Source organism: Streptomyces sp. N50, assembly GCF_033335955.1.
Taxonomy (GTDB): domain Bacteria; phylum Actinomycetota; class Actinomycetes; order Streptomycetales; family Streptomycetaceae; genus Streptomyces.
The window spans coordinates 7,632,489-7,658,158 of sequence record NZ_CP137549.1 but is presented as its reverse complement, the minus strand read 5'-3'; the positions used below and the strand labels follow the sequence as shown (position 1 = coordinate 7,658,158).

The following is a 25,670-nucleotide window of genomic DNA, read 5'->3' as shown; positions in this document are numbered from 1 at the left end:
CGGCGATGATCACAAGACAACGGCTGGCGGCGGGGATCTGTGCCCTGCTCGCCACCCTCACGGCCGGGGTCGCCTTCCCTGCCGGAGCGGTCGCCGACGAGACGGACTCCACGGCCTCCCCCAAGGTCGAACTCGTGCTGGACGTCAGCGGATCCATGAGCGCCAAGGACATGGACGGCGGCTCACGGATGGCAGCGGCGAAGCAGGCGTTCAACGAGGTGCTCGACGCCACACCCGAGGAAGTGCAGCTCGGCATCCGCACCTTGGGCGCCAACTACCACGGCAACGACCGCAAGACGGGCTGCAAGGACACCGCGCAGCTCTACCCCGTGGGCACCCTGGACCGCACCGAGGCCAAGACCGCGGTCGCGACGCTCCAGCCCACCGGCTGGACGCCGATCGGTCCCGCGCTGCTGAAGGCGGCGGACGATCTCAACGGCGGTGACGGCACCCGCCGTATCGTCCTGATCAGCGACGGCGAGGACACCTGCCAGCCGCTGGACCCGTGCGAGGTGGCCCGCGAGATCGCGGCCAAGGGCATCGGCCTGACCATCGACACGCTGGGCCTGGTGCCGGACGCCAAGACCCGCGACCAGCTCAGCTGCATCGCGGACGCGACCGGCGGCACGTACACCTCCGTGCAGCACAAGGAGGAACTCTCCGACCGCGTGGGCCAGTTGGTGGACCGCGCCGCCGACCCGGTGGTGACCCCGGTCGCCACCGAGGGCACCGCCCAGTGCTCCAGCGCCCCGACCCTCAAGTCCGGTCTGTACACGGACCGCGAGGAGTTCGGCAAGCAGCGCTTCTACCGCGTGGACGTCGACCCCGGCCAGGAACTGCGCGCTTCGGTGAGCGTCGGCGCCGACCGTGAAGTCAACCCGGACTACGGGGTGTTGCTGCGCGCGGTCACCGTGCACGGCCGCGAGATCGTCCGCGGCGAGGGCACCGGCAACGGCCGAACGGACGTCATCTCCACGGGTCTTCGCTACCCGAAGGCGGAGAGCGACGACGACAACGCCCCCGCCGAGACCGTCTGTCTCCAGGTCACCAACTCCTTCTCGGCGGCCTCCGGGGTGAAGACCACCCCCGGTCTGCCCCTCGAACTCACCGTGGACGTCGTCGACGGACCCAGCAAGGCCAGCGACGTGGCCTCCTTCGGCCTCGGCCGCGGCTGGTGGCTCCTCGCCGCCCTCGTGCTGACCGGCTTCGTCGCGGGTCTGCTCTGGGGCTGGCTGTCCCGCTGGCGCCTCGCGGTCTGGAGGACCAACTGATGCGGATCAGACGTGTGTTGAGCACGGCCCTGCTGATGGCTGGCCTGGCGGCGACGCCGGCCATGGCGGACTCCTCGCCGTCCGCGAGCCCTTCCGACGACAGTTCGGCGCCCACTCAGGCGGGCACCTCCTTCCGTACGGCGACAGAACTGGACCAGGGCCAGGAGGCCACGGCCAGCGGCTCCACCGGCGACTACCTGTACTGGTCGTTCGCCGCGGACGCCGGCCAACGCCCCACCGTCAAAGCGACGGTGAAGCTGCCGGACACCCACGCGGGCCAGACCTGGCAGCTCGACGTCTACGACGGACTGCGGCGCCGCCAGGCCTGCCAGTACGGGGCCGCGACGCGCACCGCCGCGCAGGACGCGACCTCCCTGGACCTGGCGTGCACGCTGCGTACTGTCCGTGCCTGGTCGGAGACCTGGGCCAACGACCCGCTGCCGGGCACGTACTACGTCCGGCTCACGGTCGTTGACCTCCAGTCCTCGGACCTGGGTCAGCCAGTGAGTACCGAGGTCCGCGTGGACTCCAAGGACATCGGCGGTTCGGCGGCGGTGGACGGCTCGCTGGCGGAGCCGCTGACGCCGGGGATCGCGGCCAAGTCGGCCTCCGATGAAGACAGTTCGTCGTCGACGTCGGCGGCGCTGTCGAGCATCGAGCCCGACGGCGGCTGGTCGTCCGGCTGGTGGTCCGACCGCTGGGTGTGGACCGCCGTGGGCGGTGTGCTGGCCGCACTCGCCGGGATCGGCGGATATGCGCTGACCCGGGGTTCGGGACGACCGAGGCGGGTTCCGCCACCCGGCATGTAACGACGTGATCATTCGTCAGAAGGCCCGCACACAGCGGGCCTTCTGTCTTTTCCGGCCCCGTCTCAGGCCTCCCGCAGCGCTTTCGCGAGCGTGCCTTCGCCGCTCACCTCGACACTTCCAGCACGCACCGCGTCGGGGAGACTCAACTCCCCCTGGGCGACGGCCGTACACGTCTCGACGCCGAGCATCAGCCGGGCGTCGGGCTCCCGGGGAGCGGGCCCTTCGCCGTAGACGAGCCCGCCCTCCTCCATCCCCGCGTACACGTGGAACTCCCCTTCCTCCAGCCGGACTTCGACCAGCCCCTCCCCCTCCAGCGCCCGCAGCAGCGGCAGCGCGAACCAATGCGCGCGCACGGCATCAGTCGGCCGCCGCTCTCCCAACTCGGGCGCGCCCCACGCCCCGAGGGCTTGGAGCACGGGCAGCAACTCCCGCCCCCGCCCGGTGAGTTCGTAGACGTAGACCGCTCCCGGAGGCGGCAGCCGCCTACGGGTCGTCAGCCCATCCCGCTCCATGTCCTTCAGCCGTGAGGCGAGTACGTCCGTGCTGACACCCGGCAGATCGGCGTGCAGGTCCGTGTAGCGGCGCGGGCCGGCGAGGAGTTCGCGGACGATCAGCAGGGTCCAGCGGTCGCCGACGAGGTCGAGCGCCCGGGCCGCGGAACAGTACTGGTCGTAGCTTCGGCGAGGTGACATGCGACGCAGTCTAGACATGTTGTTGGACTTTCCAAGCTCACACTTGGTAAAACCAAGCAACACACGAAGCCGATGGGGCGAGGGCGCAATGGAGTTCCGGCAGTCGAGCAAGCTCAGCGAGGTCTGTTACGAGATCCGCGGTCCGGTGATCGAGCACGCCAACGCACTGGAGGAGGCGGGCCACAGCGTCCTGCGCCTGAACACCGGCAACCCCGCGCTCTTCGGCTTCGAGGCGCCCGAGGAGATCATCCAGGACATGATCCGGATGCTTCCCCAGGCCCACGGCTACACGGACTCGCGCGGCATCCTCTCGGCCCGCCGCGCGGTCGCGCAGCGCTATCAGACCCTGGGCCTCGAAGTCGACGTGGACGACGTGTTCTTGGGCAACGGCGTCTCCGAGCTGGTCTCCATGGCCGTACAGGCACTGCTGGAGGACGGCGACGAAATCCTCATCCCCGCCCCGGACTTCCCGCTCTGGACGGCGGTGACGACCCTCTCCGGCGGCAAGGCGGTCCACTACCTCTGCGACGAACAGGCCGACTGGTACCCAGACTTGGAGGACATGGCGGCGAAGATCACCGACCGCACCAAGGCCGTCGTCATCATCAACCCGAACAACCCCACCGGCGCCGTCTACCCCAAGGAGATCGTCGAGGGCATCCTCGACCTCGCCCGCCGCCACGGCCTGATGGTCTTCGCCGACGAGATCTACGACCAGATCCTCTACGACGACGCCGTGCACCACTCGGCCGCGGCGCTCGCCCCCGACCTGGTCGTCCTCACCTTCTGCGGCCTGTCGAAGACGTACCGGGTAGCCGGCTTCCGCTCGGGCTGGCTGGTGGTGACGGGCCCGAAGCAGCACGCCAAGAACTACCTGGAGGGCCTGACGATGCTGGCCTCCATGCGGCTGTGCCCGAACGCGCCCGCGCAGTACGCCATCCAGGCCGCGCTCGGCGGCCGCCAGTCCATCCGCGACCTGACCGTTCCGGGCGGGCGACTCCACGAACAGCGCAACGTGGTGTGGGAAAAGCTGAACGAGATCCCGGGGGTCTCCTGCGTGAAGCCGAAGGGCGCGCTGTACGCGTTCCCCCGCCTCGACCCCAAGGTCCACAAGATCCACGACGACGAGAAGTTCGTCCTGGACCTCCTGCTCCGCGAGAAGATCCAGGTCGTCCAGGGCACCGGCTTCAACTGGCCGACCCCCGACCACTTCCGCATCCTCACCCTGCCGTACGCGGACGACCTGGAGGCGGCTATCGGCCGGATCGGGCGGTTCCTGGGCGGGTATCGGCAGTAGCGCAGCTATCTCCGCACCGCCCTGGGTAGCTCCTCCGCATGACCGACCGCCCCCTGCTCCTCCTCGACGTCGACGGACCCCTCAACCCGTACGGCGCCCGGTTCCTGCGCCATCGCGGCTATGTCGCCCACCGGCTGTGGCCGACGAACTGGTCGGCCCGGCAGCCGCCGGGCTCCCGGCGGCTGCGGCGCGGGCTGCGGGTACGCCTGCACCCGGGGCACGGCGAGCGAATACTGGCGCTGCCCTACGAGCCTGCCTGGGCCACCACCTGGATGCACCAGGCCAACGAACTGATCGCGCCGGCGGTCGGGCTCCCGGGCGACCTACAGGTGATCGAGTTCACCCAGCTGTTCACCAAGGCCCCGGACGGCCTCTACTGGAAGACCCGCCAGATCGTGGCCTGGGCGGCCGGGCGCCCCTTCGTCTGGGTCGACGACCTGATCACCGACCTGGACGTACGGCATGTCGAGGCGCACCACGACGGTCCGGCGCTCCTCCTCAAGGTGGACCCGCGCAGGGGCCTACGGGAGGGCGATTTCGCGACGCTGGAGCGGTGGGCCCATAGCCTGTGAGCCATGGGCGATCTTTTCCTCGTACGGCACGGAGAGACCGAATGGTCCCGGTCGGGGCGGCACACCAGCTCGACCGATGTCCCGCTGACCGCGAAGGGGCGGGAGGAGGCGCGCGGGCTGGTGCCGCTGATCCGTTCGCACCGGGTCGGCGCCGCGTTCGTCAGCCCCATGCAGCGCGCGCGGGAGACCGCCGAGCTGATCGGGCTCACGGACGTCCGCGTCGACGTGGATCTGCGCGAGTGGGACTACGGCGGCTACGAGGGCATCACCACCGTCGAGATCCAGCGCACCCGGCCGGGCTGGTTCCTGTTCACCGACGGGGTCGCGCCCGGGCCGCCGGACCATCCCGGGGAGAGCCCGGAGCAGGTGGGCGAGCGCGCCGACCGCGCCCTGGCCAAGGTGGACGCGGCCCTCGCCAACACCGAGGGCGTGGTCGTCCTGGTGGCACACGGCCATTTCCTCCGGGTGCTCACCGCGCGGTGGCTCGGGCTGCCGCCGTCGAAGGGCGCGTTGTTCCAGCTCGCGACCGGGACGCTGTGCCGGCTGAGCACGGAGCACGGACGGCCGGTCATCGCCGCCTGGAATGTCAGACCCCCGTCGTAGCCTTCGAATGGGACGCGCCTACGACGTCCCGGTTGGACCGACAGTCGGGGAGGAGCACGCCGTGACACGACCGCCGACCGCCGGGCAGCGGCGTGTGATCGACGCCGCCGATCCCGTCACCGGGCGGCTGCGGGGTACGGAGGCGCAGCTCGCCGCGCTGGTGAAGCGGGGGCTGGCGTTCCGGCATCCGCGTCCGCCGCACGATCACTTTCTGACGCCGGTGGGGCATCGAATACGGGACGCCGCACCGGAGGCCGACGAGTCCGCCGCTGCCGAAACGACCACAAGCACGACCACGGCGTCGAACTCGACCTCGGCTTCGGCTTCGGCCTCCGGGGTGTTCGCCGCGCGCATCGGTGGCGAGGAGGAGACGGGCGTCGCCCCCGCTGTCCGTACCCGCGAAGTGCACAGCGCCTGGCAGGGGTTGCTGGAGCTGCGCCGGATGACGAATCCGGACGGTTCCGTGGAGCGGCCGTGCGGCTGGGAGCGTACGCATCTGGTGCGGGCCGCCGCGCTCGCCCTGGAGGCCGCCGGGCACCGGCCGGCCGCGGGACAGGGGACGGAGGGCTACCGGGTGCGTGTGACCCCGCAGCCTGAGGCGGTCGCCGTACGGGATCCGGACGGGGAGGCGCTGCGTGCCTGTGCGGGGACGCTGGAGCGGGCGGGCTGGCAGGTGAGCGAGCACAAGGAGCCGCGTACGGGGGCGAGTTATCTGCTTGCCTCGCCGCGACGGACGTGAACCGACCTGACCGGACCAGAAGGGCATGCCAAGATCGGTGCGGCAGATCGTCCATCAGTGCGAGAAGGGAACGCAGTGAGCGAGCCGTTTTCCGTCCCGGTGACCGTCCGCGGATACGAGACCGACAGCCTGGGACACCTCAATCAGAGCGTGTATCTGCAGTACGCGGAGCACGCCCGCTGGTCGCTGCTGACCGCCGCCGGCGCGGGCCAGGCCGAGTTGCTCGGCCAGGGGATCGGGCCCGTCGTGCTGGAGACCACCATCCGTTATCTGCGCGAGCTGCGCGCGGACGAGGAGGTGACGGTGAGCTGCGGGTTCGAGTGGGGCGAGGGCAAGACGTTCCGCGTACTGCAGACGATCACCAAGGCGGACGGCACGGTCTCCGCCGAGGTCAACTCGGTCGGCGGACTGCTGGACCTCGAGAAGCGCAAGCTGGTCGCTCAACCGCAGGAGTTCTTCAGGAAGTCGACCACGGACCCGGGCCTGTTCGGCCTCTGAGACGAGGCCTGGGCGGCCTACCCGTCGGTCAACTCCGGCCGGTGCTCCGTGTCGTAGGCCGCGCGGGACTCGGCGATGTAGTGCCGGTTGCGCTCCGCCCAGTCCGTCAGCCGCAGCAGGGTCTCGTGCAACTCCCGGGCCACCGGGGTGAGTTCGTACTCCACCTTTGGCGGCACCGTCGGGTGCACGGTGCGGGTGACGAGTCCGTCGCGCTCCAGGTTGCGCAGGGTGAGGGTCAGCATGCGGCGGCTGATGCCCTCGATGCTGCGCTCCAACTCCGTGAAGCGGATGGGTCCGTGGGCCGCCGCGACCAGGATCTGCACGCTCCATTTGCCGGAGACCCTGTCAAGAACTTCACGCACCGGGCAGGCGTGCGCGTTCACGACCTGGGCGGTAACACCGGTGTTCCCTCGGGACATTGAAGTGCCTCCTTACGACGACCTCCATGGTTCCTGACGATATACCCCGTTACAAGTCGTGCACCTAGTTCCCATGGAAATCCACGGAGGTCAGACCGTCATGACGGCACTCACCGGGTCCGAGCCGAAGACATCACGAACGCGTCCGTCGCCCCGAACGTACTCCCGCTGGGCGTCCCTCGTCGTGCTGTGCGCGGGGACGCTGATGACGATCCTGGACGGCAACATCGTCACGGTCGCCATGCCCGCGATCCAGAACGACCTCGGTTTCTCGGGGCCGGGGCTGGCCTGGGTCGTGAACGCGTATCTGATCCCGTTCGGTGGACTGCTGCTCCTCGTCGGCCGGTTGGGCGATCTGGTGGGCCGCAAGCGGATGTTCACGGCGGGGCTCGCCGTGTTCACCGCGGCGTCCGTGCTGTGCGGGGTCGCGACGAGCCAGGGCATGCTGATCGCGGCCCGGGCCGTGCAGGGTGTCGGCGGCGCGATGGCCTCGGCGGTGGTCCTCGGGATGCTGGTCGCCCTTTTCCCCGAACCCCGCGAACAGGCCCGCGCCATCGCGGTGTTCAGCGCGGTCGGCGCCGGGGGCGGGGCGCTCGGCACGTTCCTCGGCGGGGCGCTGACCCAGGCCCTGAACTGGCACTGGATCTTCCTCATCAACCTGCCGATCGGCATCGTGGCGTGGCTCGCGGCCGTACGCGTCCTGGCCCCGGAACAGGGCGCCGGACTCGGCAAGGGCGCCGACTATCCGGGGGCCGCGCTGGTCACCGGCGCGCTGATGCTCACGGTGTACGTCATCATCGGCACCGGCGACCGCCCCCTCGCCGCCACCCTCCTGCTGGCCGCCCTCGCTCTGGCCCTGTTCACCGCCTTCACCGTCCGCCAGGCCCGGGCCGCCCGCCCACTGCTCCGCCTCCGCCTGTTCCGCTCCCGGCTGCTGACCGGGGCGAACGCCGTGCAGATCCTGATGATCGGCACGATGTTCGGCTTCCAGTTCATCGGTGCGTTGTACGTCCAACGGGTGCTGGGCTTCAGCGAGTTGCTCACCGGTACGGCGTTCCTGCCGGCTCCGATCGCGGTCGGGGCCCTGATGCTCGGCCTGTCGGCGCGGACGATCGGCCGCTTCGGCGCGTACCGGGTGCTGCTCGCCGGGCTGGTCCTCATCATCGCCGGGATGGCCCTGCTGGGCCGCGCTCCCGCCGACGGCTCCTACGTCACGGACGTCCTGCCTCCTCTGCTCCTGCTGGCCGCCGGGTTCGCCGCCGCGATGCCCGCGCTGACCGGGCTCGCGATGTCGGGGGCGCGGGAGGAGGACGCGGGACTGGCCTCCGGGCTCTTCAACACCACGCAGGTGGTGGGTGGTTCGCTGGGGCTGGCGGTGCTGTCGACGCTGGCGGCGGGACGGACCGACGGACTGCTCGCCAAGGGTGCGGAGTTGGTACCGGCGACTGCGGAGGGATACCAACTGGCCTTTCGGACCGGGGCGTTGATCGCGGCGGCGGCCCTGGTGCTGGCGGCGGCGATGCTGCGATCGGGGAGGGTTCGGGAGCGGAGCTGACTTCCCTGCGGGCGGGAGCGGGAGCCCGGCCCTACAGCCCCACCCGCACCCGCACCCGAACTCACCCCTCCCCGAACGCCGCCCGGTGGTCCAGGACCCACTCCCGGTAGGTCCGCGCCGGGCGCGCCAGCACCTCCCGAACGTCGTCCGTGACGACCTCGTTGCCACCGTTGCGGACGAACTCCCTGCTGATCTCGGAGGCGTCGATGAACGTGTCGCTGAAGCCCAACCCCAGCAGATACTCGCGCGCCTCGGCCGAGGACAGGTCCCGCACCTCGACCGGACGCCCCAGGACCCCGGCGAGAACGGCTGCCTGGTCCGGGACGCTGAGCGTCTCCGGGCCGGTCAGCGTGTACGTCCGCCCCGAGTGGCCCGGGTCGAGCAACGCGGCCACCGCCACCTCCGACACATCGCGAGGATCGACGACTCCTTGGCCGCCGGTACCGCTCGTGTTCGGTATCGGGCCGCCCGAACGCACGGACGCCGCCCAGCCGAGCGTGTTCGAGGCGAAGGCCGAGGGGCGCAGGATCGTCCACTCCAACTTGCTGTCCCGCACGGCCTGTTCACCGGCCACGTGCCAGGTGCCGACCGGCCCGACCGCGGGGTCGCCCGCACCGATGCCGGAGAGCTTGACGATCCGGCGTACGCCCGCCGACCGTGCCGCCTCGACGAGACCCCGGTCGTGCTCGGCGTCGTCCGGTCCGAACACCCCCACCAGGAAAGCGACTTCGGCGCCGGTCATCGCCGCCTCCACCGAGGCCCGGTCGGCGTGGTGGCCCCGCGCTGTCTCAACTCCCGCCGGGAACTGGGCCTTTGCGGGGTCCCGGGTCAGGGCGCGGACCTTCTCGCCGCGCGCCGCGAGCTGTCGTACGACTTCACTGCCGATGGTGCCCGTGGCACCCGTTATGAGGATCATGGCCACCACAGTGGGCGGGGAGGCGGCCCTGGTTCTAGGAGATTCCGGCACGTTCGGGGGCCGTGTTCGGACCGGTGGCGCGCTTACCGTGGAGGGGTGACGAACGCCGTGTCCCAGTGGGCCGTGCCGCTGCCCGACGAACTGCGCCCGTGGATCGCGCGGGTCGGCGCGCTGCGGCTAGACGCCGTGCCGAAGGAGCCGTTCGTGCATCTCCCGGACGCGGACACGAAGGTGGTCGTGCGGGTCGAGGGGAACGGCCGGCGCAGCGTCCTGGTCGTCGGGCCGCGCGTCCGGGCCACGTACCACGCGGGCAAGCCGCTCGTGGCGTGCGTGGAGGTGCGGCTGGCGCCCGGCACCACGTTGCCGCTGCTGGGTGTTCCGGCGGTCGATCTCGTCGGGCGGGCCGTGTCCCTGAGTGATCTGCCCGGCCGGAAGGCACGCCAGCTCGCCGAGGAAATGAGGTCGTTGGACGCCGATCCCGAGCGGACGGTGGAGCGGCTCGCGGAGGTGCTCCCCTCGCGGCTCACCTCCGTCGCGGACTCCTCGCGCACCGAACTCGTCCGGGCCGGCGTGGACGCGATGTCGATCCGCACCGGGCACCTTCCCGGCCCCGTGCCCCACGTGGCCCGTGAACTCGCCGTCAGTGAGCGGCAGTTGCGCAACCTGTTCGCCGAGGGGGTCGGTCTCTCCCCCAAGCACTACGCCCGCATCAACCGTGTCCGTGCCGTACTGGCGCACGCGGCCGAGCTCTCCTGGGCCCAACTCGCCGCCGTCACCGGCTACTACGACCAGTCCCACATGACCTCCGACTTCCGCGCCCTGATGGGCGTCCCGCCCCGGTCGTACTTCACGGGACGACTGCCGGACGCCATGCCCTGCCAGGCGATCCGGCGCGGCTGAGGCGAAATACGGGGTGCGGACCCCTGCGCTCGGCATGCGGAGTGTCTGAATTGCAGATGCGGGCGCAGCCTCCCACCTGCGATGCTCCGGTGCCATGGCAGCCCGACGCGTCAAGCCCAGCCTCTACATCTCCGTCGACATCGAAGCCGACGGCCCGATCCCGGGGCCGTACTCCATGCTGAGCTTCGGCGCGGCCGTCGCCGGGACGCAGGACGCCGACGGGTTCACCGCGGCGGATCCGGAGAAGCTGACCTTCTACCGTGAACTGCGGCCGATCAGCGAGGAGTTCGTGCCGGAGGCGCTGGCCGTGAGCGGGCTCGATCGTGACCGGCTCCGGCGCGAAGGGGCCGAACCCGCAGCCGCGCTCGCCGAGTTCGGCGACTGGGTGCGTGAAGTCGCCCCGGGCGCGCAGCCGGTGATGTGCGGCTACCCGGCGTCGTACGACTGGATGTTCCTGTACTGGTACCTGATCCGCTTCACCGGGGCGAGCCCGTTCGGGCACTCCGGCTGTCTCGACATGAAGACGCTGTACGCGGCGAAGGCCCGACTGCCCCTGCGTGCCGTGGCGAAGGGCACCATGCCGCGTGAGCTGCTGTCCCGGCGGCGGCACACGCACCGCGCGCTCGACGACGCGATCGAGCAGGCCGAACTGTTCGCCAACCTCATGGCGTGGCACGGGAATTCACAGTGACCTGCTAACACCACCCCACGACTCTCCCAAGTTCACGCGCGATTCTCAGCTGCCTTTCACCGTTGCCGTGTACCGCGCCCGCCTTGGAGAACCACATGCCGATCCTCCGAAGAAAAGCCGCCCGCCGCACCCTGCTCGCAGCCCTCGGAACGGCGGCGATCGCGAGCCAGTGGCCGTCCGCGGACGCCGCGACGTCGGGTGGGGCGGGGCTCGACGCGCCCGCGAAGAAGGACATCGCGATGCGGCTGGTGTCGAGCGCGGAGAACTCCTCCCTGGACTGGGAGGCGCAGTACGCGTACATCGAGGACATCGGCGACGGGCGTGGTTACACCGGCGGGATCATCGGTTTCTGCTCCGGCACGAGCGACATGCTGGCGCTCGTCGAGCTGTACACGAAGCGGGCCCCGGGCAATGTGCTCGCCGGCTATCTGCCCGCGCTGCGAGCCGTCAACGGCACTGCCTCGCACAAGGGGTTGGCCCCCGGCTTCCCCTCCGCCTGGCGCGAGGCCGCGCACACGTCCGCCGCGTTTCGCAAGGCGCAGCGCGACGAGCGGGACCTCGGGTACTTCGACCCGGCCGTGGCGCGCGCCAAGAAGGACGGGGTGGGCACGCTCGGGCAGTTCGTCTACTACGACGCGATGGTGATGCACGGCCCGGGCACGGACCCCCTCTGCTTCGGCGGCATCCGCGCCCGGGCCCGCAAACACGCGGCCACGCCCGCCGAGGGCGGCGACGAGACGACATATCTGGGCGCCTTCCTCGACGCCCGCGTCTGGGCGATGAAGCAGGAGGCGGCCCACAGCGATGTGACCCGGGTCGAGACGGCCCAGCGGGTGTTCCTGAAACAGGGCAACCTCGACCTGGACACACCGCTCAAGTGGAAGGTGTACGGGGACAGTTACGAGATCGGCTGACGGGCGAGGGGTACGGCTCCGGTCGTACCCCTCGCCTGCTCGCGGGCCCGGCCGAGGTGGTGGAAGACCAGGTTCAGAGCCACCGCGGCGACGCAGCCCGTGGAGATGCCCGAGTCGAGGACGATCCGGACCGTCTGCGGGAAGGCGTGGTAGAAGTCCGGCGCCGTGATCGGGATGATGCCCACAGCCAGCGACACCGCCACGATCAGGATGTTGTCGTCCCGCTCCAGGCCCGCCTTGACCAGGGTCTGGATGCCGCTCGCGGCGACCGAGCCGAACAGGACGACGCCCGCTCCGCCGAGCACCGGGCGCGGTACGACGGCGATCAGCGAGGCCGCCATCGGGCACAGGCCCATCAGGACCAGGAAGCCGCCGCCGGTGGCGACGACGTAGCGGCTGCGGATGCGGGTCATGGCGACCAGGCCGATGTTCTGGGCGAAGGCGCTGCACATGAAGCCGTTGAAGAGGGGGCTGAGGGCCGAGCCGAGGGTGTCGGCGCGCAGGCCGGCCGCGATGGTCCGTTCGTCGGCGGGGCGGTCGACGATCTCGCCCAACGCCAGCATGTCCGCGGTGGATTCGGTCATCGAGACCACCATCACCACGCACATCGAGATGATCGCGGCGACCTGGAACTGCGGTGCGCCGAAGTGGAAGGGGCTCGGGAATCCGATCACGTCGGCGTCCGCGACGGGGCTGAAGTCCGTTGCCCCGAAGGGGATCGCGAGAAGCGTGCCGATCAACAGGCCGAGCAGCACGGCTATTTGCTTGACTAAACCGCGGGTGAAGCGGCGCAGGACCAGGACGACGACGAGTGTCGCCGCCGCCAGGCCGAGGTACGTGCGCGAACCGTAGTCGTGTGCCGAGGGATCGGGTCCCTGCGCCCAGCCGAAGGCGACGGGCAGCAGGGACACGCCTATCAGCGTGATCACGGTGCCGGTGACCACCGGCGGGAAAAAGCGGACCGCCTTGCTGAAGAAGGGAGCGGCGAGGAAGCCGAGGAGGCCGGCGACGATCACCGCGCCGAAGATGATCGGCAGCGCGTCCGACTTGTCCTTGGTGGAGGCCACGATCGCGGTCATCGGGGCGACTCCGGCGAAGGTGACGCCGTTGACGAAGGGCAGCCGGGCGCCGATCTTCCAGATGCCGAGGGTCTGCAGGAAGGTCGCGAGGCCCGCGGTGAAGAGGCAGGCGCCGGTGAGGAAGGTGAGTTCGGTGCCGGAGAGGCCGATGGCCGCGCCGACGATCAGCGGCGGGGCCACGACTCCCGCGTACATGGCGGCCACGTGCTGCAGGCCCGTGGTGGCCATCTTGAGCGCGGGGAGTTTCTGGTCGACGGGATGGACGACGGGCTCGGCTGCGGCTCGGGCCTCGGGTCGGGTGGTCACGGCGGTTCCTCCGGGTCAGCTAACACGTCGGCTCTGACGTGGGTTTCATGGAGGTGGTGCGCGGTCGTGCGGGACCGGGACGGGACCCAGCAAAAGGGGTGGGTACGGCCGTTCCGGGGCGTGCGTGATCCACGCACGCCCCGGCCACGGCCACCGGTCGAGGGCCGTCCCCCTCAACCGGAGCTCTTCAACTGATCAGCTCTGCGCGGCGATCCGCGCCAGGCGCTGGGCCTCGGCCCGCGTGGAGCGGGCGATCGTGTCCTCGTCGACGTGCAACAGGCGGCCCGCGTCGACGATCTGACGGCCGTTCACGAACGACGCGGTGACCGGGGCCGCCGCGCCGAAGACCAGCGCGGTCACCGGGTCGGCGATCGAGGCATGGGCCAGGGTGTCCAGGTTCCACAGCACCAGGTCGGCCAGCTTGCCCGGCTCCAGGGAGCCGATCTCGCGTGCGCGGCCCAGGACTTGGGCGCCGCCGTACGTTCCCAGGCGCAGCGCCTGGCGGGCGTTGAGGGCCGCTTCGCGGTGGGCGCCGAGGCGGTTGATGAGGAGGGCGTTGCGCAGTTCGGTGTGGAGTTCGCCGGACTCGTTGGACGCTGTGCCGTCGACGCCGAGGCCGACCGGGACACCGGCGGCGAGCATGTCGGGGACGCGGGCGATCCCGGCCGCGAGGCGGGCGTTGGAGGACGGGCAGTGGGCGACACCGGTCTTCGTGCGGGCGAAGGCGGCGATGTCGGAGTCGTTCATGTGGACGCAGTGCGCCATCCACACGTCCTCGCCGAGCCAGCCGGTGGACTCGAAGTAGTCGGTCGGGCCCATGCCGAACAGCTCCTTGCAGAACTGCTCCTCCTCGACCGTCTCCGAGCCGTGCGTGTGCAGCCGCACCCCGAGCCGGCGCGCCAACTCGGCGCCCTGCTTGAGCAGTTCGGTCGAGACGGAGAACGGTGAGCAGGGGGCCACGGCAACCTGGGTCATCGCGTCGAAGGAGGCGTCGTGGTGCTCCCGTACCGTCGCCTCGGTCGCGGCGAGGGCACCTTCCAGGGTCTCGACGGCGAAGTCCGGGGGCAGGCCGCCGTCCTTCTCGCTGCGGTCCATGGAGCCCCGGGCCAGCGTGAAGCGGACGCCCATCTCGCGGGCGGCGCCGATGATCGCGCCGGAGAGGTCGCCGGAGCCCTGCGGGAAGACGTAGTGGTGGTCCATCGCGGTGGTCACCCCGCCGCGGGCCATCATCGCGAGGGAACCCTGCGCGGCGGCGCGGACCATCGGCTCGTCGATGCGCGCCCAGGTCGGGTACAGCGCGACGAGCCAGTCGAAGAGGTTGTGGTCGGTGGCCAGGCCCCGGGTGATCCACTGGTAGAAGTGGTGGTGGGTGTTGACCAGGCCGGGGGTCACCAGGTGGCCCGACGCGTCGATCCGGCGTACGACGTTCTCCAGGCCCTCGGGGGCGCGGCCCGCGCCGAGGGACTCGATGCGGTTGCCGGCGACGACCACGTACCCGTGTCCGTACTCGGTGTCGTGGGCGTCCACCGTCGCGATCGAACAGTTCTCGATGACGATGCGCTGAACTGCTGCCATGGTTCGTCCTATTCGCTGCATGGAATGGGCACGGCAGGACCCGGGGATTTGAGTACCGCGGCCCGCACGGGACGGGCAGGCCACGGGTGCCGCAGGTGAACCGGCCCAACGGACGCCGGTCCAGAGGGAGTTGCTCAGAGGTTGGTGAGATCCACCGGTATCTTCGGCTCGCAGCCGTCCCGCAGGACCGTCGCCTCGATCAGGCCGTAGGGCCGGTCGGCGGCGAAGTACACCTCGTTGTCGTTCTTCAGCCCGAACGGCTCCAAGTCCACAAGGAAATGGTGCTTGTTGGGGAGGGAGAAGCGGACCTCGTCTATCTCGCCGCGGTTGTTGATGATCCGCGAACCCATTTGGTACAGGGTCTGCTGGAGCGAGAGGGAGTACGTCTCGGCGAAGGCCTGGAGCATGTGCTTCTTGACCTGCTCGTAGGACTTCTCCCAACTGGGCATCTTCTGCTCGTCGTCGGACCAGTTGAAGCGCCAGCGGGCGGAGACCTGGGTGGCCAGGATGCGGTCGTAGGCCTCGGGGAGGGTCGTGTACTTGTCCTTGACGTAGCCCCAGAACTCGGAGTTGGTCGAGTTCATCACGACGAGGTCCTTGAGGCCGGAGATGACCTCCCAGTTCTCACCGTCGTAGGTGATCTGGGTGACCCGGGTCTCCTGGCCCTTGCGGACGAAGGAGTGCTTGACCTCGTCGGCGCCGATGAACTGGGAGTTGGCGTCGGAGGTGTCGATCCGCTCCCAGGAGTACTCCTCGATGCGGATGCGGGCGGTCTTGATCGGCTCCTGGCTGGTCACGAAGTGCCGGGCCAGGTGGATGCCGAACTGCTCGGCGGACTCGATGCCGTGCTCCTTGGCGAACGCGTACACCGTGTTCTTGGTGGTGTCGGTCGGCAGCACGTTGGCGTTCGAGCCGGAGTAGTGGACCTCGTCCATGTCGCCGCTCAGCGACACGGAGACGTTGAGGTCCTTGATGTGGTGGGTGGCGCCGTCCCGCGTGATCTTGACGACTCGGTTCTCGGCCTTGCCGTACTGGTTCTGTCCAAGAATCGTGGGCATGTCTGCTAGCTCCCTCGGTATACGGAGTAGCCGAACGGGTTGAGCAGCAGCGGTACGTGGTAGTGCTCGCCGGGCTTCACGGCGAAGGTGATCGCCACTTCCGGGAAGAACACTCCGGTGCTCGCACCGCTGTCCCGATTCGCGGGGGCGTCCTGCTGCGCATCGGCTTGCTTCTTTTCGAAATACGGCTCCACGGCGAAGTCGAGCCGTACGTGTGTGGTGCCCTCCGGCAGCGCGGGGAGGTCCTTGCACCGGCCGTCCGCGTCGGTGGCCGAACCTCCGAGCGGCTGCCACTCCCCCAACGGGCCGCTCCGGGCGGCGAGTTGGACGGCGACGCCCTCGGCGGGGCGGCCGACGCTGGTGTCCAGGATGTGCGTGGACACCGAGGCGGTGGTGCTGGTGCTCATGCGCGGGCTTCCTCTTCGACGATGCGGGCGAGCCGGATGCGGTTGATCTTGCCCAACTCGGTGCGGACGATCTCGCGTTCCCGCTCCGGCGCGTTGCCGATCCGCTCCTTGACCGCGTCGCGCATCTGCTCGCCGGTGCGGCCGGTGGCGCAGATCAGGAAGACATGGCCGAACCTCTCCTGGTACGCCAGGTTCAGGTCGAGCATCTCCGCCCTGAGGTCCTCGGAGGCGCCCGCCATGCCGCGCTGTTCGCGGGCGGAGGTGGGGTCACCGGGCTTGGGGCGGCCGATCGGCGGGTGGCCGGCCATCGCCTCGGCCAGGTCGTCGGCGGTCAGCTCCGCCGTCGCGGAGTCGCTCGCGGCGTACAGGTCCTCGGGGCCGGCGTACGGACGGGCGGCGAGCAGCCGCCGCGCCCACGCCGTGGAGGCACACGCCTCGATGAGCGCGGCGAACGCCGCGTGCTCCTCCAGAACGTTGAACCGGACGAGCCCCGGCGGCATGGAAGTCGAAGTCACGGGGGCCTCCGTGGCCTTGTGCTGAACGGGCTGCCCAGTAGCTAACGCCCTGCGAAACACCACGTCAACACTTTGTTGAAAATTCCGGGTAACAAAGCGGGACCCCTCCGGGGGACGGAGCCGGAGAGTGCGACGCCTTCCCGCGGGCGCGGGCGAGCGGAGCCACGGCGGCGAGAACGGGCTGGACAGCGGTGGCGGGCACACCCGGGACGGACCGACACGTCCGACAGGCCGGGGCCCGAGAAAGTCGGACACACCCGAGAGGCCCGGGCGGACACGTCACGACGACCAGCACCCCGCCCAAATCCGGCTCACCGGCCCATCGAGGCCACTGGCGGGATCCCGGCCCGCACGCCTCCCCGAACCCGCGCCCCGCACCTCCGCTCAGGCGTCCTTCTCCCGGTTCAGGTAGTTGTACACGGTGAACCGGCTGACCCCGAGGGCGCTCGCCACGGTCTCGACTCCGTGCCGCACCGAGAAGGCGCCGCGCGCCTCCAGGATCCGTACGACCTCCTGCTTCGCCTTGCGGTCGAGGTCCGCGAGGGGCTTGCCCTTCTTGCGTTCCATGGCGGCGAGGATGTGATCCAGCGAGTCCGCGAGCTGCGGCAGGCGTACGGCGACCACGTCGGCGCCCTCCCACGCGAGCACGACATCGTCGGGACCGGCCTCGTCGGGCGGGAGCATCTCGCCGCCCATCGCGTCGACCAGCGGTTTCACGGCCGTGATGAACGGCTCGTCCCCGATACCGGTCACCGGTCGCCCTCACCGATCACGTTGAGCTGGAGCGAGACCCGGGTGGCGCCGGCCTCCAGGGTCCGGCGCAGCAGCGCGTCGACGGCGGCGAGCACCGCGTCGGTACCGCCCTCGGCCGTGTTGCCGAACGGCCCGACGTCCACGGCGTCCAGCTCCGCAGCCTCGATGACCTCCCGGGCCACCAGCGCGTGCGCGGGTGCCTCGTCGAGATCGAAGGGCTCTGTCGTGAACTCCACTCGCAATCGCACGCGCACAACCTAACGCGCGGTGCCGTTTTCCGCCGAGCCCCCTTGACAAGCTCCGACACCCGACGGCAATCTTCCATTAAGCAGAAACGAACTTCCGCAATACGGAATTACGACACTGACTCTCGACACGGAAGGGAGCGCGACCCCCATGGGATTCGCAGACCAGCGCTTCAACGTCAACCTGTCGATCCTCTTCACCGAACTCCCGCTCCTGGAGCGCCCCGCGGCAGCCGCCGCGGCCGGCTTCGGCGCGGTCGAGCTGTGGTGGCCCTGGGTCGACTCCCCCACTCCCGAGCAGTCCCAACTGGACTCTCTCAAGCGGGCGTTGGAGGACGCGGGCGTCCAGCTGACCGGCCTGAACTTCTACGCCGGCCAGCTGCCGGGCCCGGACCGCGGCGCCCTGTCGATCCCCGGCGAGGAGTCGGAGCGGTTCCGCGCGAACATCGACGTGGCCGCCGACTTCGCCCACTCCGTCGGCGCCACGGCCCTCAACGCGCTCTACGGCAACCGCGTGGCCGGCGTGGACCCGGCCGAGCAGGACGCGCTCGCGCTGGAGAACCTGGTCCTCGCGGCCCGCGCCGCCGACCGGATCGGCGCGGTCCTGCTGATCGAGGCGCTGAACAAGCCCGAGTCTCCGCTGTACCCGCTCGTCAGCGCGCCCGCCGCCGTGGAGGTCGTCGACAAGGTCAACGCCGCGTCCGGCCTCGGCAACGCGCGCTTCCTCATGGACCTCTACCACCTGTCCATGAACGGCGAGGAACTCCCGTCCGTGATCGAGCAGTTCGCCGCGAAGACCGGCCATGTGCAGATCGCGGACAACCCGGGCCGCGGCGCCCCCGGCACCGGCACGCTCCAACTGGAAGACCTCCTCGACCAGTTGAGGAAGGCCGGTTACGACGGCTGGGTGGGCCTGGAGTACAAGCCCGGCGACCGCCCGAGCGCCGAGGCCTTCGACTGGCTCCCGCGCGAAGCGCGCTGAACTCCCCGACGCAGCAGAGCAGTTAGAGAGGCACCCGCATGAGCAAGCTCCCCAAGGTCGCCTGGATAGGCCTCGGCATCATGGGCTCCCCCATGTCCGAGAACCTGGTCAAGGCCGGCTACGACGTCACCGGATTCACCCTGGAACAGGACAAGCTGGACCGCCTGACCGCCGCCGGCGGCACCGCGGCCGGCTCCATCGCCGAGGCCGTGCGGGACGCCGACGTGGTGATCACGATGGTCCCCGCGTCCCCGCAGGTCGAGGCCATCGCCTACGGCCCCGACGGCATCCTGGAGAACGCCCGCGCCGGCACCCTCCTCATCGACATGTCGTCGATCACCCCGCAGACCTCGGTCGACCTGGCAAAGGCCGCCGCGGACAAGGGAATTCGGGTCCTGGACGCCCCCGTGTCCGGCGGTGAGGCCGGTGCGATCGAGGCCGTGCTGTCCATCATGGTGGGCGGCGGGCAGTCCGACTTCGAGGAGGCCGAACCGATCTTCGACGCGCTCGGCCGGACCATCGTGCTGTGCGGTCCGCACGGTTCGGGTCAGACCGTGAAGGCCGCGAACCAGCTGATCGTCGCCGTGAACATCCAGGCGTGCGCCGAGGCCGTGGTCTTCCTGGAGAAGTCGGGCGTGGACCTCGCGGCCGCCCTCGACGTCCTCAACGGCGGGCTCGCGGGCTCCACGGTGCTGACGCGGAAGAAGGACAACTTCCTCAACCGCGACTTCAAGCCGGGCTTCCGGATCGACCTGCACCACAAGGACATGGGCATCGTCACGGACGCGGCCCGCAACGTCGGCGCGGCGCTGCCCGTGGGCGCCGTGGTGGCCCAGCTGGTCGCGAGCCTGCGCGCGCAGGGCGACGGCGGACTCGACCACTCGGCGCTGCTGCGTTCCGTAGAGCGCCTGTCGGGCGCGCGGCTCTAGCACTCCCCCAGACCCCGGGCGGCGCCGTCGCTGACAACTGTCCTGTCGCGCCCAGGCGTTGGCGCCGCCCGGAACCATGCCCACCAGTTCAACAAAGTGTTGAGGAATGCTCTCCATGTCGAAGCGCGTGCTCACGACCGAGTCCGGCGCCCCGGTCGCCGACAACCAGAACTCCGCCTCCGCCGGCATCGGCGGCCCGCTCCTCCTCCAGGACCAGCACCTCCTGGAGAAGTTGGCCCGCTTCAACCGCGAGCGCATCCCGGAGCGCGTGGTGCATGCCCGGGGCTCCGGCGCGTACGGCTACTTCGAGGTCACCGACGACGTCACCGGCTTCACCCACGCCGACTTCCTGAACACGGTCGGCAAGCGCACCGAGGTGTTCCTGCGCTTCTCCACGGTCGCCGACTCGCTCGGCGGCGCGGACGCGGTGCGCGACCCGCGCGGCTTCGCGGTCAAGTTCTATACGGAGCAGGGGAATTACGACCTGGTCGGGAACAACACCCCGGTGTTCTTCATCAAGGACCCCATAAAATTCCCTGACTTCATCCACTCGCAGAAGCGCGACCCCTTCACGGGCCGCCAAGAGCCGGACAACGTATGGGACTTCTGGGCGCACAGCCCCGAGGCCACGCACCAGGTGACCTGGCTGATGGGCGACCGCGGCATCCCGGCGTCGTACCGCCACATGAACGGCTACGGCTCGCACACCTATCAGTGGACGAACGCGGAGGGCGAGGCCTTCTTCGTCAAGTACCACTTCAAGACGAACCAGGGTGTACGCAGTCTGAGCAGTGAACAGGCTGCGGAGATCGCGGGCAAGAACCCCAACTCCCATCAGACGGACCTGCTTCAGGCCATCGAGCGGGGCGTGAACCCGTCCTGGACCCTGCACGTCCAGCTCATGCCGGCGGCCGACGCGGCGGAGTACCGCTTCAACCCGTTCGACGTCACCAAGGTCTGGCCGCACCGCGATTACCCGCTCCAGCGCGTGGGCCGCCTGGTCCTGGACCGCAACCCGGACAACGTGTTCGCCGAGGTCGAGCAGGCCGCGTTCTCCCCGAACAACTTCGTGCCGGGCATCGGCCCCTCGCCCGACAAGATGCTCCAGGGCCGCCTGTTCGCCTACGCGGACGCGCACCGCTACCGCCTGGGCGTCAACCACACCCTGCTCGCGGTGAACGCCCCGAAGGCGACGACCGCGCAGAACTACGGCCGGGACGGCTTCATGGCATCCAACGCCAACTCCCAAGGCCGCGCGGCGAAGAACTACGAGCCGAACTCCTACGACGGCCCGACCGAGACCGGCCACGCGCTGTCCGCCCCGCTGGCGGTCACCGGCCACACGGGCACGCACGAGGCTCCGCGGCACACCAAGGACGACGACTTCTACCAGGCGGGCGAGCTGTACCGCCTGATGTCGCCCGAGGAGCGGTCCCGTCTCGTCGCGAACATCGCCGGCGGCCTCGCCCAGGTCTCCCGCGACGACGTGATCGAGAGGAACCTCGCCCACTTCCATGCCGCCGACCCGGAGTACGGCCGACGCGTGGAGGAGGCGGTCCACGCCCTGCGCGAGGACTGACCCGGGGACCAAAGAACCGACAGACCCGACAGACGGCCCGTGTGTGCCGGACGACCCGGATGAGGGGTGGTCACCGGCACGGCACGGGCAGGGCCAGGACCGCGGCGGTGTGCGAGCCAGTGCGGTGGTGAAGGTTCCAGGGGCTGCTTCTCGACCTGAGGGAAGAAGCACCCGGTCCCGTCGCGACCGCCGCGGTCCCAGCCGGAACACCCACCCCTATGACCCCGTCCGGCGGCGCGAATGCCCTGTCGCGCCCAGCCTCGCGCCGTCGGACGGCCACCACGACGAGCGCCGGATACGGACGGTCCCGTATCCGGCGCTCTTCGGCGTTTCCGGGTGCGGATCCGCCGCAGGCACAGCAGCCTGAAGGCATGGCACACCCAACGGAACACCCGCACATCGTGGTCCACCCCCCGGCGCTGGACGGCTCCCGCCGGGTCACCAGCGGCGACGAGACCCTCGGTATCGCCTCACACCTGGATGACGTCGTAGAGATCCTGCGCCTCGCCGATCTGGACCGGATCGAGGTCGAGGAGAGCGATCTGATCGAGTGGCAGGGCGGCGGGCCGGAGGACTGGCCCGGGCTGTCGGAGCAGCACGGTCAGTGAAGCTCAAATAAAGCTCTGAACCATCCTCGCGAGGCTTCAACCACCCCTGAACGCGGGCACATTCGTCGCACGAGGCCCGCCGGCACGGGGCGGCGGGCCCCGTTTCAGGGGGTGCCATGAGCGGTGGTCCGACGATACGGCTCCAGCCTCACGAGGTCGCGCTGCTGCGGGGTGGTTCTCGGGCTGCCGTGACGGTGGCGGTGGTTGCCCTGCATCTGCGGGGTGCGGTGCGGGTGTGGCGGCCGGGACGGTGCGCACGTCCGGGGTGGCTGCGGGGGCGGGGGCGCTGCCTCGGCTTACGAAGGCTGTGCACTCCGCGCTCTACCGTCCGGCGGGTATGCGGGAGTTGCTCGGTCGGCGGGGTGTGGGTGAGGCGCTCGGTGAGTTGCGTGGGGATCTTGTGGCGGCGGGGTTGTTGCGCAGGGTTCCGCCTCGGCGTACTCGCGCCGCGCGCGTGCTGTTGAAGTCCCTGCGTGCCCAACACCCTTTCCCCGCGGGGCGGGAGGGGGTGTCGTCGGATGACGTGCTGCTTGCGGTTGCCCTGTACGGGAGAAGGCGTTGGGCTTGCTTGTGCCGCGTTTTGCGGGGGCGGCGGGGTTGATCGGTCGGGGTGGGATCGCTGACGAGGGGTTGCCGCAAGGCTGGGGTGGGGGTCTGGGGGTGGGTTCACGTGTGGGGCCGGGTAGGTCCTGCCTGGAGCTGTTCGTTGCGGGGTGCGGGTTGTGTGTGGCTGGTCGCGCCCACGCGGCGGAGCCGCACATTGACACAGCCCCGCGCCCCTTTTGGTTGGCGCTTCGCGCCTTCCAAAAGTAGAGGGGGCGGCCCATCCTTCCGGATGGGCCGCCCCCTCTGTCTCCCGCCGTCTCTCAGACCTTCAGCGTCCTTATCGACGTCGGTGCGTGACCCGGTTCCGTCGCGATCTCCTCGAACTCCACCACGTTGCTGATGTCGTTCGTCTTGCTCATGGCGATGTTGGTGACTCGTTCGAGGATGGCTTCCACGACGACCGGGACCCTGAACTCCGCCGCGAGCTTCTTGGCCTGCTCGAAGGCCGCACCCAGTTCGGTGGGGTCGGTGACGCGGATGGCCTTGCAGCCCAGGCCCTCGACGACCTTGATGTGGTCGACGCCGTAGACACCCAGCTCGGGCGAGTTGATGTTCTCAAATTCCAGGTTGACCTGGAAGTTGATGTCCAGGGCGATCTGCGCCTGCCGGATCAGGCCCAAGTAGGCGTTGTTCACGAGGACATGGACGTACGGGATGCGGTGTTGGGCCCCGACCGCCAGCTCTTCGAGCATGAACTGGAAGTCGTAGTCCCCGGAGAGGGCGACCACCGACGCCTCGGGGTCGGCCTTCGCCACACCCAGTGCGGCCGGGATCGTCCAGCCGAGGGGGCCCGCCTGGCCGCAGTTGATCCAGTGGCGGGGGCGGTAGACGTGGAGCATCTGGGCGCCGGCGATCTGGGAGAGGCCGATGGTGGAGACGTAGCGGGTCTCCGGGCCGAAGGCCTTGTTCATCTCCTCGTAGACGCGCTGCGGTTTGATCGGGATGTCGTCGAAGTGCGTGCGGCGCTGGAGAGTTGACCGCCGCTCCTGTGCCGATGCCGCCCAGGTCGAGCGGTCGGGGAGAGCGCCTTCCGCCTTCAACTCCCTTGCCACCTCAACGAACAGCTCCAAAGCTGCCTTCGCGTCCGACGCGATGCCGTAGTCGGGGGCGAAGATCTTGCCGATCTGGGTGGGTTCGATGTCGACGTGGACGAACTTCCGGCCCGCCGTGTAGACGTCCAGCTTGCCGGTGTGGCGGTTGGCCCAGCGGTTGCCGATGCCGAGGACGAAGTCGGACTCCAGGAAGGTCGCGTTGCCGTAGCGGTGCGAGGTCTGGAGGCCGACCATGCCGGCGTTCAGTTCGTGGTCGTCGGGCAGGACGCCCCAGCCCATCAGGGTCGGGACGACCGGGGTGCCGGTCAACTCGGCGAATTCGACGAGGAGTTCGGTCGCGTCGGCGTTGATGACACCACCGCCCGCGACGATCAGCGGGCGTTCGGAGGCATTGAGGAGCCCGATCGCCTTCTCGATCTGGGCCCGGGTCGCCGTCGGCTTGTACACCGCCAGCGGCTCGTACGTCTCCGGGTCGAACTCGATCTCCGTGAGCTGCACGTCGATCGGGAGGTCGATGAGGACCGGGCCGGGGCGGCCGGAGCGCATCAGGTGGAAGGCCTGCTGGAAGACGCCCGGGACCTGGGCCGCCTCCAGGACCGTGATCGCCATCTTCGTCACCGGGGCCGCGATCGACGCGATGTCGACGGCCTGGAAGTCCTCTTTGTGGATCACGGCGGTCGGGGCCTGGCCCGTGATGCACAGGATCGGGATCGAGTCGCCGATCGCGGAGTAGAGGCCGGTGATCATGTCCGTGCCGGCCGGGCCCGAGGTGCCGATGCAGACACCGATGTTGCCCGGGCTGGTACGGGTGTAGCCCTCGGCCATGTGCGAGGCGCCCTCGACGTGGCGGGCGAGGGTGTGGTTGATGCCGCCCGAGGCCTTGAGCGCGGCGTAGAAGGGGTTGATCGCCGCGCCCGGGACGCCGAACGCGTCGCTGACGCCCTCGCGCTTGAGGATCTCGACTGCCGCGCGGGCAGCGGTCATACGAGCCATGGAGTACTCCTGCTTCGGCTGTCGGAATCACATCACCGGCGCGCCCCGCGGTGAAAACTCCTTGCGAGCTTCTGACTTCCGCATCGTTTTCCGTATTGCGGAATCTAACTTCTACTATCTGGAAGTAATGTAAGTGGGGTGACCAAGGCCGTCAAGAGACGGACAAGCAGGGGTTTTCAGGAGGACTATGGGGCTCATGTCCGAGAGCGTGCCGGTGCGCTGTCCGGCGTGCCGACGAGAACACGTCTACGCCGCGCCGTCGTACCCCTGTGTGTGCGGGGCCCCCGTCGCCCCGCCGCTGGACCAGCGCGGCGTGGCCACCGTCGTGAACCATCGTGTGTGGGACGAGGACTGGATCGCGGTCCGCTGCGCGGCCTGCGGCAGGCTGGACGAGTGGCCGTACCCGGAGCTGGGCTGCCCGTGCGGGACGCTGCTGCGGATACCGGTCGCGGGGGCGGAACCGACGTCGGAACCCGCCGCGAGAACCACGAAGGTCGGCGGCGCCGAGGCCGAGGGCCGCCCCGCGTTCCAACCGGTCACCATCCGTACCGCGCGCGACGCGGTCACCGCCGCCGCGCTGTATCTGCGCTGGCTCGGCTACCGGGACATCCGCCGCGCCGACCAGCGGCCCCCGTCCGGCATCGGCCTCGCCGCCCGCGGCATCCTGGCCCAGGTCGACCCGACCGTCCGGCCGGCCTCACTGCGCGACGTGGAGTGCCTGTGGCTGACGGCCATGACGGAGTCCACGGAGTGCGTCTACTTCTCCCTCGCCGGTTACGCCGACGACGCCCGCGCCCGGGCGGACGCCCTCCGCGTCCCCCTGTTCGTCCTCGACCTCACGGGCACGCCCCAGCCGGTCAATGAGCTGGCCGATCAACTCGACGCCGCTGGAGTTAGTCGGGCGGCCGGGGTTGGTTCGCGGAGACCACGGCCGGTTCATGACGGCACACGGCGGGCACCGGCCGGTCGCAGCCGACGACTGCCTGACGGTACGGCGAGGACACACCGCAACGCGACCCAGCGGGGAGTTGGCTGGGCGGTCGGGACCGGTGCGTGGCGACCACGACCGGTTCGTGACGGCGAACGCCGCGCGGCGGGCGGCGAGCG

The 25,670-nt window shown here is 69.9% G+C and carries 26 protein-coding genes and 1 pseudogene; 16 read left to right on the top strand and 11 right to left on the bottom strand.

Going from position 1 to position 25,670, the window contains the following annotated elements; all coding sequences use genetic code 11:
• Positions 1 to 5: 5 nt before the first annotated feature.
• Positions 6 to 1,271: a VWA domain-containing protein gene (locus tag R2B38_RS34130; RefSeq protein ID WP_318019664.1), complete on the top strand. Its 1,266-nt coding sequence runs from the start codon at positions 6 to 8 to the stop codon at positions 1,269 to 1,271.
• Entirely contained in the window at positions 1,271 to 2,080 is an 810-nt protein-coding gene (locus tag R2B38_RS34125; protein WP_318019663.1) for a hypothetical protein, read from the top strand. The genes R2B38_RS34130 and R2B38_RS34125 overlap by 1 nt, the downstream gene beginning before the upstream one ends.
• A 62-nt stretch (positions 2,081 to 2,142) precedes the next feature.
• On the opposite strand, the gene R2B38_RS34120 is transcribed toward R2B38_RS34125, so the two are convergent.
• The gene (locus R2B38_RS34120; protein ID WP_318019662.1) at positions 2,143 to 2,772 is read right to left on the bottom strand and encodes a winged helix-turn-helix transcriptional regulator; all 630 of its coding nucleotides are present in this window, start codon (positions 2,770 to 2,772) and stop codon (positions 2,143 to 2,145) included.
• A gap of 88 nt (positions 2,773 to 2,860) precedes the next feature.
• Between R2B38_RS34120 and R2B38_RS34115 the strand changes: the two genes are divergently transcribed.
• The 5 genes from R2B38_RS34115 to R2B38_RS34095 all read left to right on the top strand — a co-directional run bounded on the left by R2B38_RS34115 (position 2,861) and on the right by R2B38_RS34095 (position 6,481).
• On the top strand, positions 2,861 to 4,069 hold the full coding sequence (locus R2B38_RS34115; protein ID WP_318019661.1) for a pyridoxal phosphate-dependent aminotransferase: 1,209 nt from the start codon (positions 2,861 to 2,863) through the stop codon (positions 4,067 to 4,069).
• Between the two features lie 38 nt (positions 4,070 to 4,107).
• Entirely contained in the window at positions 4,108 to 4,641 is a 534-nt protein-coding gene (locus R2B38_RS34110) for an HAD domain-containing protein (RefSeq protein ID WP_318019660.1), read from the top strand.
• 3 nt (positions 4,642 to 4,644) lie between these two features.
• Positions 4,645 to 5,244 (top strand): histidine phosphatase family protein, encoded by a 600-nt coding sequence (locus R2B38_RS34105; protein ID WP_318019659.1) that lies wholly within the window; start codon positions 4,645 to 4,647, stop codon positions 5,242 to 5,244.
• A 61-nt stretch (positions 5,245 to 5,305) separates the two neighbouring features.
• Positions 5,306 to 5,983, top strand: coding sequence for a hypothetical protein (locus R2B38_RS34100; protein WP_318019658.1), 678 nt, complete (start codon positions 5,306 to 5,308; stop codon positions 5,981 to 5,983).
• A gap of 75 nt (positions 5,984 to 6,058) precedes the next feature.
• Entirely contained in the window at positions 6,059 to 6,481 is a 423-nt protein-coding gene (locus tag R2B38_RS34095) for an acyl-CoA thioesterase (protein ID WP_318019657.1), read from the top strand.
• 17 nt (positions 6,482 to 6,498) lie between these two features.
• Here the strand turns inward: R2B38_RS34095 and R2B38_RS34090 are convergent, their stop codons facing one another.
• The gene (locus R2B38_RS34090) at positions 6,499 to 6,900 is read right to left on the bottom strand and encodes a winged helix-turn-helix transcriptional regulator (RefSeq protein ID WP_033279474.1); all 402 of its coding nucleotides are present in this window, start codon (positions 6,898 to 6,900) and stop codon (positions 6,499 to 6,501) included.
• Positions 6,901 to 7,000: 100 nt separating this feature from the next.
• On the opposite strand from R2B38_RS34090, the gene R2B38_RS34085 reads away from it, so the two are divergent.
• Positions 7,001 to 8,455, top strand: coding sequence for an MFS transporter (locus tag R2B38_RS34085; protein WP_318019656.1), 1,455 nt, complete (start codon positions 7,001 to 7,003; stop codon positions 8,453 to 8,455).
• 61 nt (positions 8,456 to 8,516) lie between these two features.
• Here R2B38_RS34085 and R2B38_RS34080 read toward each other — a convergent pair whose 3' ends face one another.
• Complete coding sequence (locus R2B38_RS34080; protein ID WP_411978518.1) at positions 8,517 to 9,371, bottom strand: SDR family oxidoreductase; 855 nt, start codon at positions 9,369 to 9,371, stop codon at positions 8,517 to 8,519.
• Between the two features lie 96 nt (positions 9,372 to 9,467).
• Between R2B38_RS34080 and R2B38_RS34075 the strand changes: the two genes are divergently transcribed.
• The 3 genes from R2B38_RS34075 to R2B38_RS34065 all read left to right on the top strand — a co-directional run bounded on the left by R2B38_RS34075 (position 9,468) and on the right by R2B38_RS34065 (position 11,876).
• Entirely contained in the window at positions 9,468 to 10,271 is an 804-nt protein-coding gene (locus R2B38_RS34075) for a helix-turn-helix domain-containing protein (protein ID WP_318019654.1), read from the top strand.
• A 94-nt stretch (positions 10,272 to 10,365) separates the two neighbouring features.
• Positions 10,366 to 10,962 carry an exonuclease gene (locus tag R2B38_RS34070; protein WP_318019653.1) on the top strand — a complete coding sequence of 199 codons (597 nt, stop codon included), beginning with the start codon at positions 10,366 to 10,368 and terminating at the stop codon, positions 10,960 to 10,962.
• Positions 10,963 to 11,057: 95 nt separating this feature from the next.
• Positions 11,058 to 11,876: a chitosanase gene (locus tag R2B38_RS34065; RefSeq protein WP_318019652.1), complete on the top strand. Its 819-nt coding sequence runs from the start codon at positions 11,058 to 11,060 to the stop codon at positions 11,874 to 11,876.
• Here the strand turns inward: R2B38_RS34065 and R2B38_RS34060 are convergent.
• The 7 genes from R2B38_RS34060 to R2B38_RS34030 all read right to left on the bottom strand — a co-directional run bounded on the left by R2B38_RS34060 (position 11,861) and on the right by R2B38_RS34030 (position 17,817).
• Positions 11,861 to 13,261, bottom strand: coding sequence for a nucleobase:cation symporter-2 family protein (locus tag R2B38_RS34060; protein WP_318019651.1), 1,401 nt, complete (start codon positions 13,259 to 13,261; stop codon positions 11,861 to 11,863). The genes R2B38_RS34065 and R2B38_RS34060 overlap by 16 nt on opposite strands.
• A gap of 195 nt (positions 13,262 to 13,456) precedes the next feature.
• On the bottom strand, positions 13,457 to 14,836 hold the full coding sequence (locus R2B38_RS34055) for an 8-oxoguanine deaminase (RefSeq protein WP_318019650.1): 1,380 nt from the start codon (positions 14,834 to 14,836) through the stop codon (positions 13,457 to 13,459).
• Positions 14,837 to 14,970: 134 nt separating this feature from the next.
• Positions 14,971 to 15,894, bottom strand: coding sequence for a factor-independent urate hydroxylase (pucL, locus tag R2B38_RS34050; RefSeq protein WP_318019649.1), 924 nt, complete (start codon positions 15,892 to 15,894; stop codon positions 14,971 to 14,973).
• A 5-nt stretch (positions 15,895 to 15,899) separates the two neighbouring features.
• Positions 15,900 to 16,301, bottom strand: coding sequence for a hydroxyisourate hydrolase (gene uraH / locus R2B38_RS34045; RefSeq protein WP_318019648.1), 402 nt, complete (start codon positions 16,299 to 16,301; stop codon positions 15,900 to 15,902).
• Positions 16,298 to 16,816, bottom strand: coding sequence for a 2-oxo-4-hydroxy-4-carboxy-5-ureidoimidazoline decarboxylase (gene uraD / locus R2B38_RS34040; RefSeq protein ID WP_318019647.1), 519 nt, complete (start codon positions 16,814 to 16,816; stop codon positions 16,298 to 16,300). Before uraD ends, uraH begins: the two co-directional genes overlap by 4 nt.
• Before the next feature lie 384 nt (positions 16,817 to 17,200).
• Positions 17,201 to 17,569 carry a helix-turn-helix domain-containing protein gene (locus R2B38_RS34035; RefSeq protein WP_033279482.1) on the bottom strand — a complete coding sequence of 123 codons (369 nt, stop codon included), beginning with the start codon at positions 17,567 to 17,569 and terminating at the stop codon, positions 17,201 to 17,203.
• Positions 17,566 to 17,817, bottom strand: a complete 252-nt coding sequence (locus tag R2B38_RS34030; protein WP_318019646.1) for a hypothetical protein — start codon at positions 17,815 to 17,817, stop codon at positions 17,566 to 17,568. The genes R2B38_RS34035 and R2B38_RS34030 overlap by 4 nt, the downstream gene beginning before the upstream one ends.
• Positions 17,818 to 17,965: 148 nt before the next feature.
• On the opposite strand from R2B38_RS34030, the gene R2B38_RS34025 reads away from it, so the two are divergent.
• The 4 genes from R2B38_RS34025 (at position 17,966) to R2B38_RS34010 (ending at position 21,912) form a co-directional block, all read left to right on the top strand.
• Entirely contained in the window at positions 17,966 to 18,796 is an 831-nt protein-coding gene (locus tag R2B38_RS34025; protein WP_318019645.1) for a TIM barrel protein, read from the top strand.
• 38 nt (positions 18,797 to 18,834) lie between these two features.
• Complete coding sequence (locus R2B38_RS34020) at positions 18,835 to 19,725, top strand: 2-hydroxy-3-oxopropionate reductase (protein WP_318019644.1); 891 nt, start codon at positions 18,835 to 18,837, stop codon at positions 19,723 to 19,725.
• Between the two features lie 115 nt (positions 19,726 to 19,840).
• A complete protein-coding gene (locus R2B38_RS34015) occupies positions 19,841 to 21,304 on the top strand; it encodes a catalase (RefSeq protein WP_318019643.1) in 1,464 nt (487 codons plus the stop codon).
• Positions 21,305 to 21,675: 371 nt separating this feature from the next.
• A complete protein-coding gene (locus R2B38_RS34010; protein ID WP_318019642.1) occupies positions 21,676 to 21,912 on the top strand; it encodes a hypothetical protein in 237 nt (78 codons plus the stop codon).
• A gap of 866 nt (positions 21,913 to 22,778) precedes the next feature.
• On the opposite strand, the gene gcl is transcribed toward R2B38_RS34010, so the two are convergent.
• On the bottom strand, positions 22,779 to 24,563 hold the full coding sequence (gene gcl / locus R2B38_RS34005; RefSeq protein WP_318019641.1) for a glyoxylate carboligase: 1,785 nt from the start codon (positions 24,561 to 24,563) through the stop codon (positions 22,779 to 22,781).
• Positions 24,564 to 24,750: 187 nt separating this feature from the next.
• On the opposite strand from gcl, the pseudogene R2B38_RS34000 reads away from it, so the two are divergent.
• Positions 24,751 to 25,455, top strand: a pseudogene (locus R2B38_RS34000) (hypothetical protein); the annotation flags it as partial.
• Positions 25,456 to 25,670: the final 215 nt, after the last annotated feature.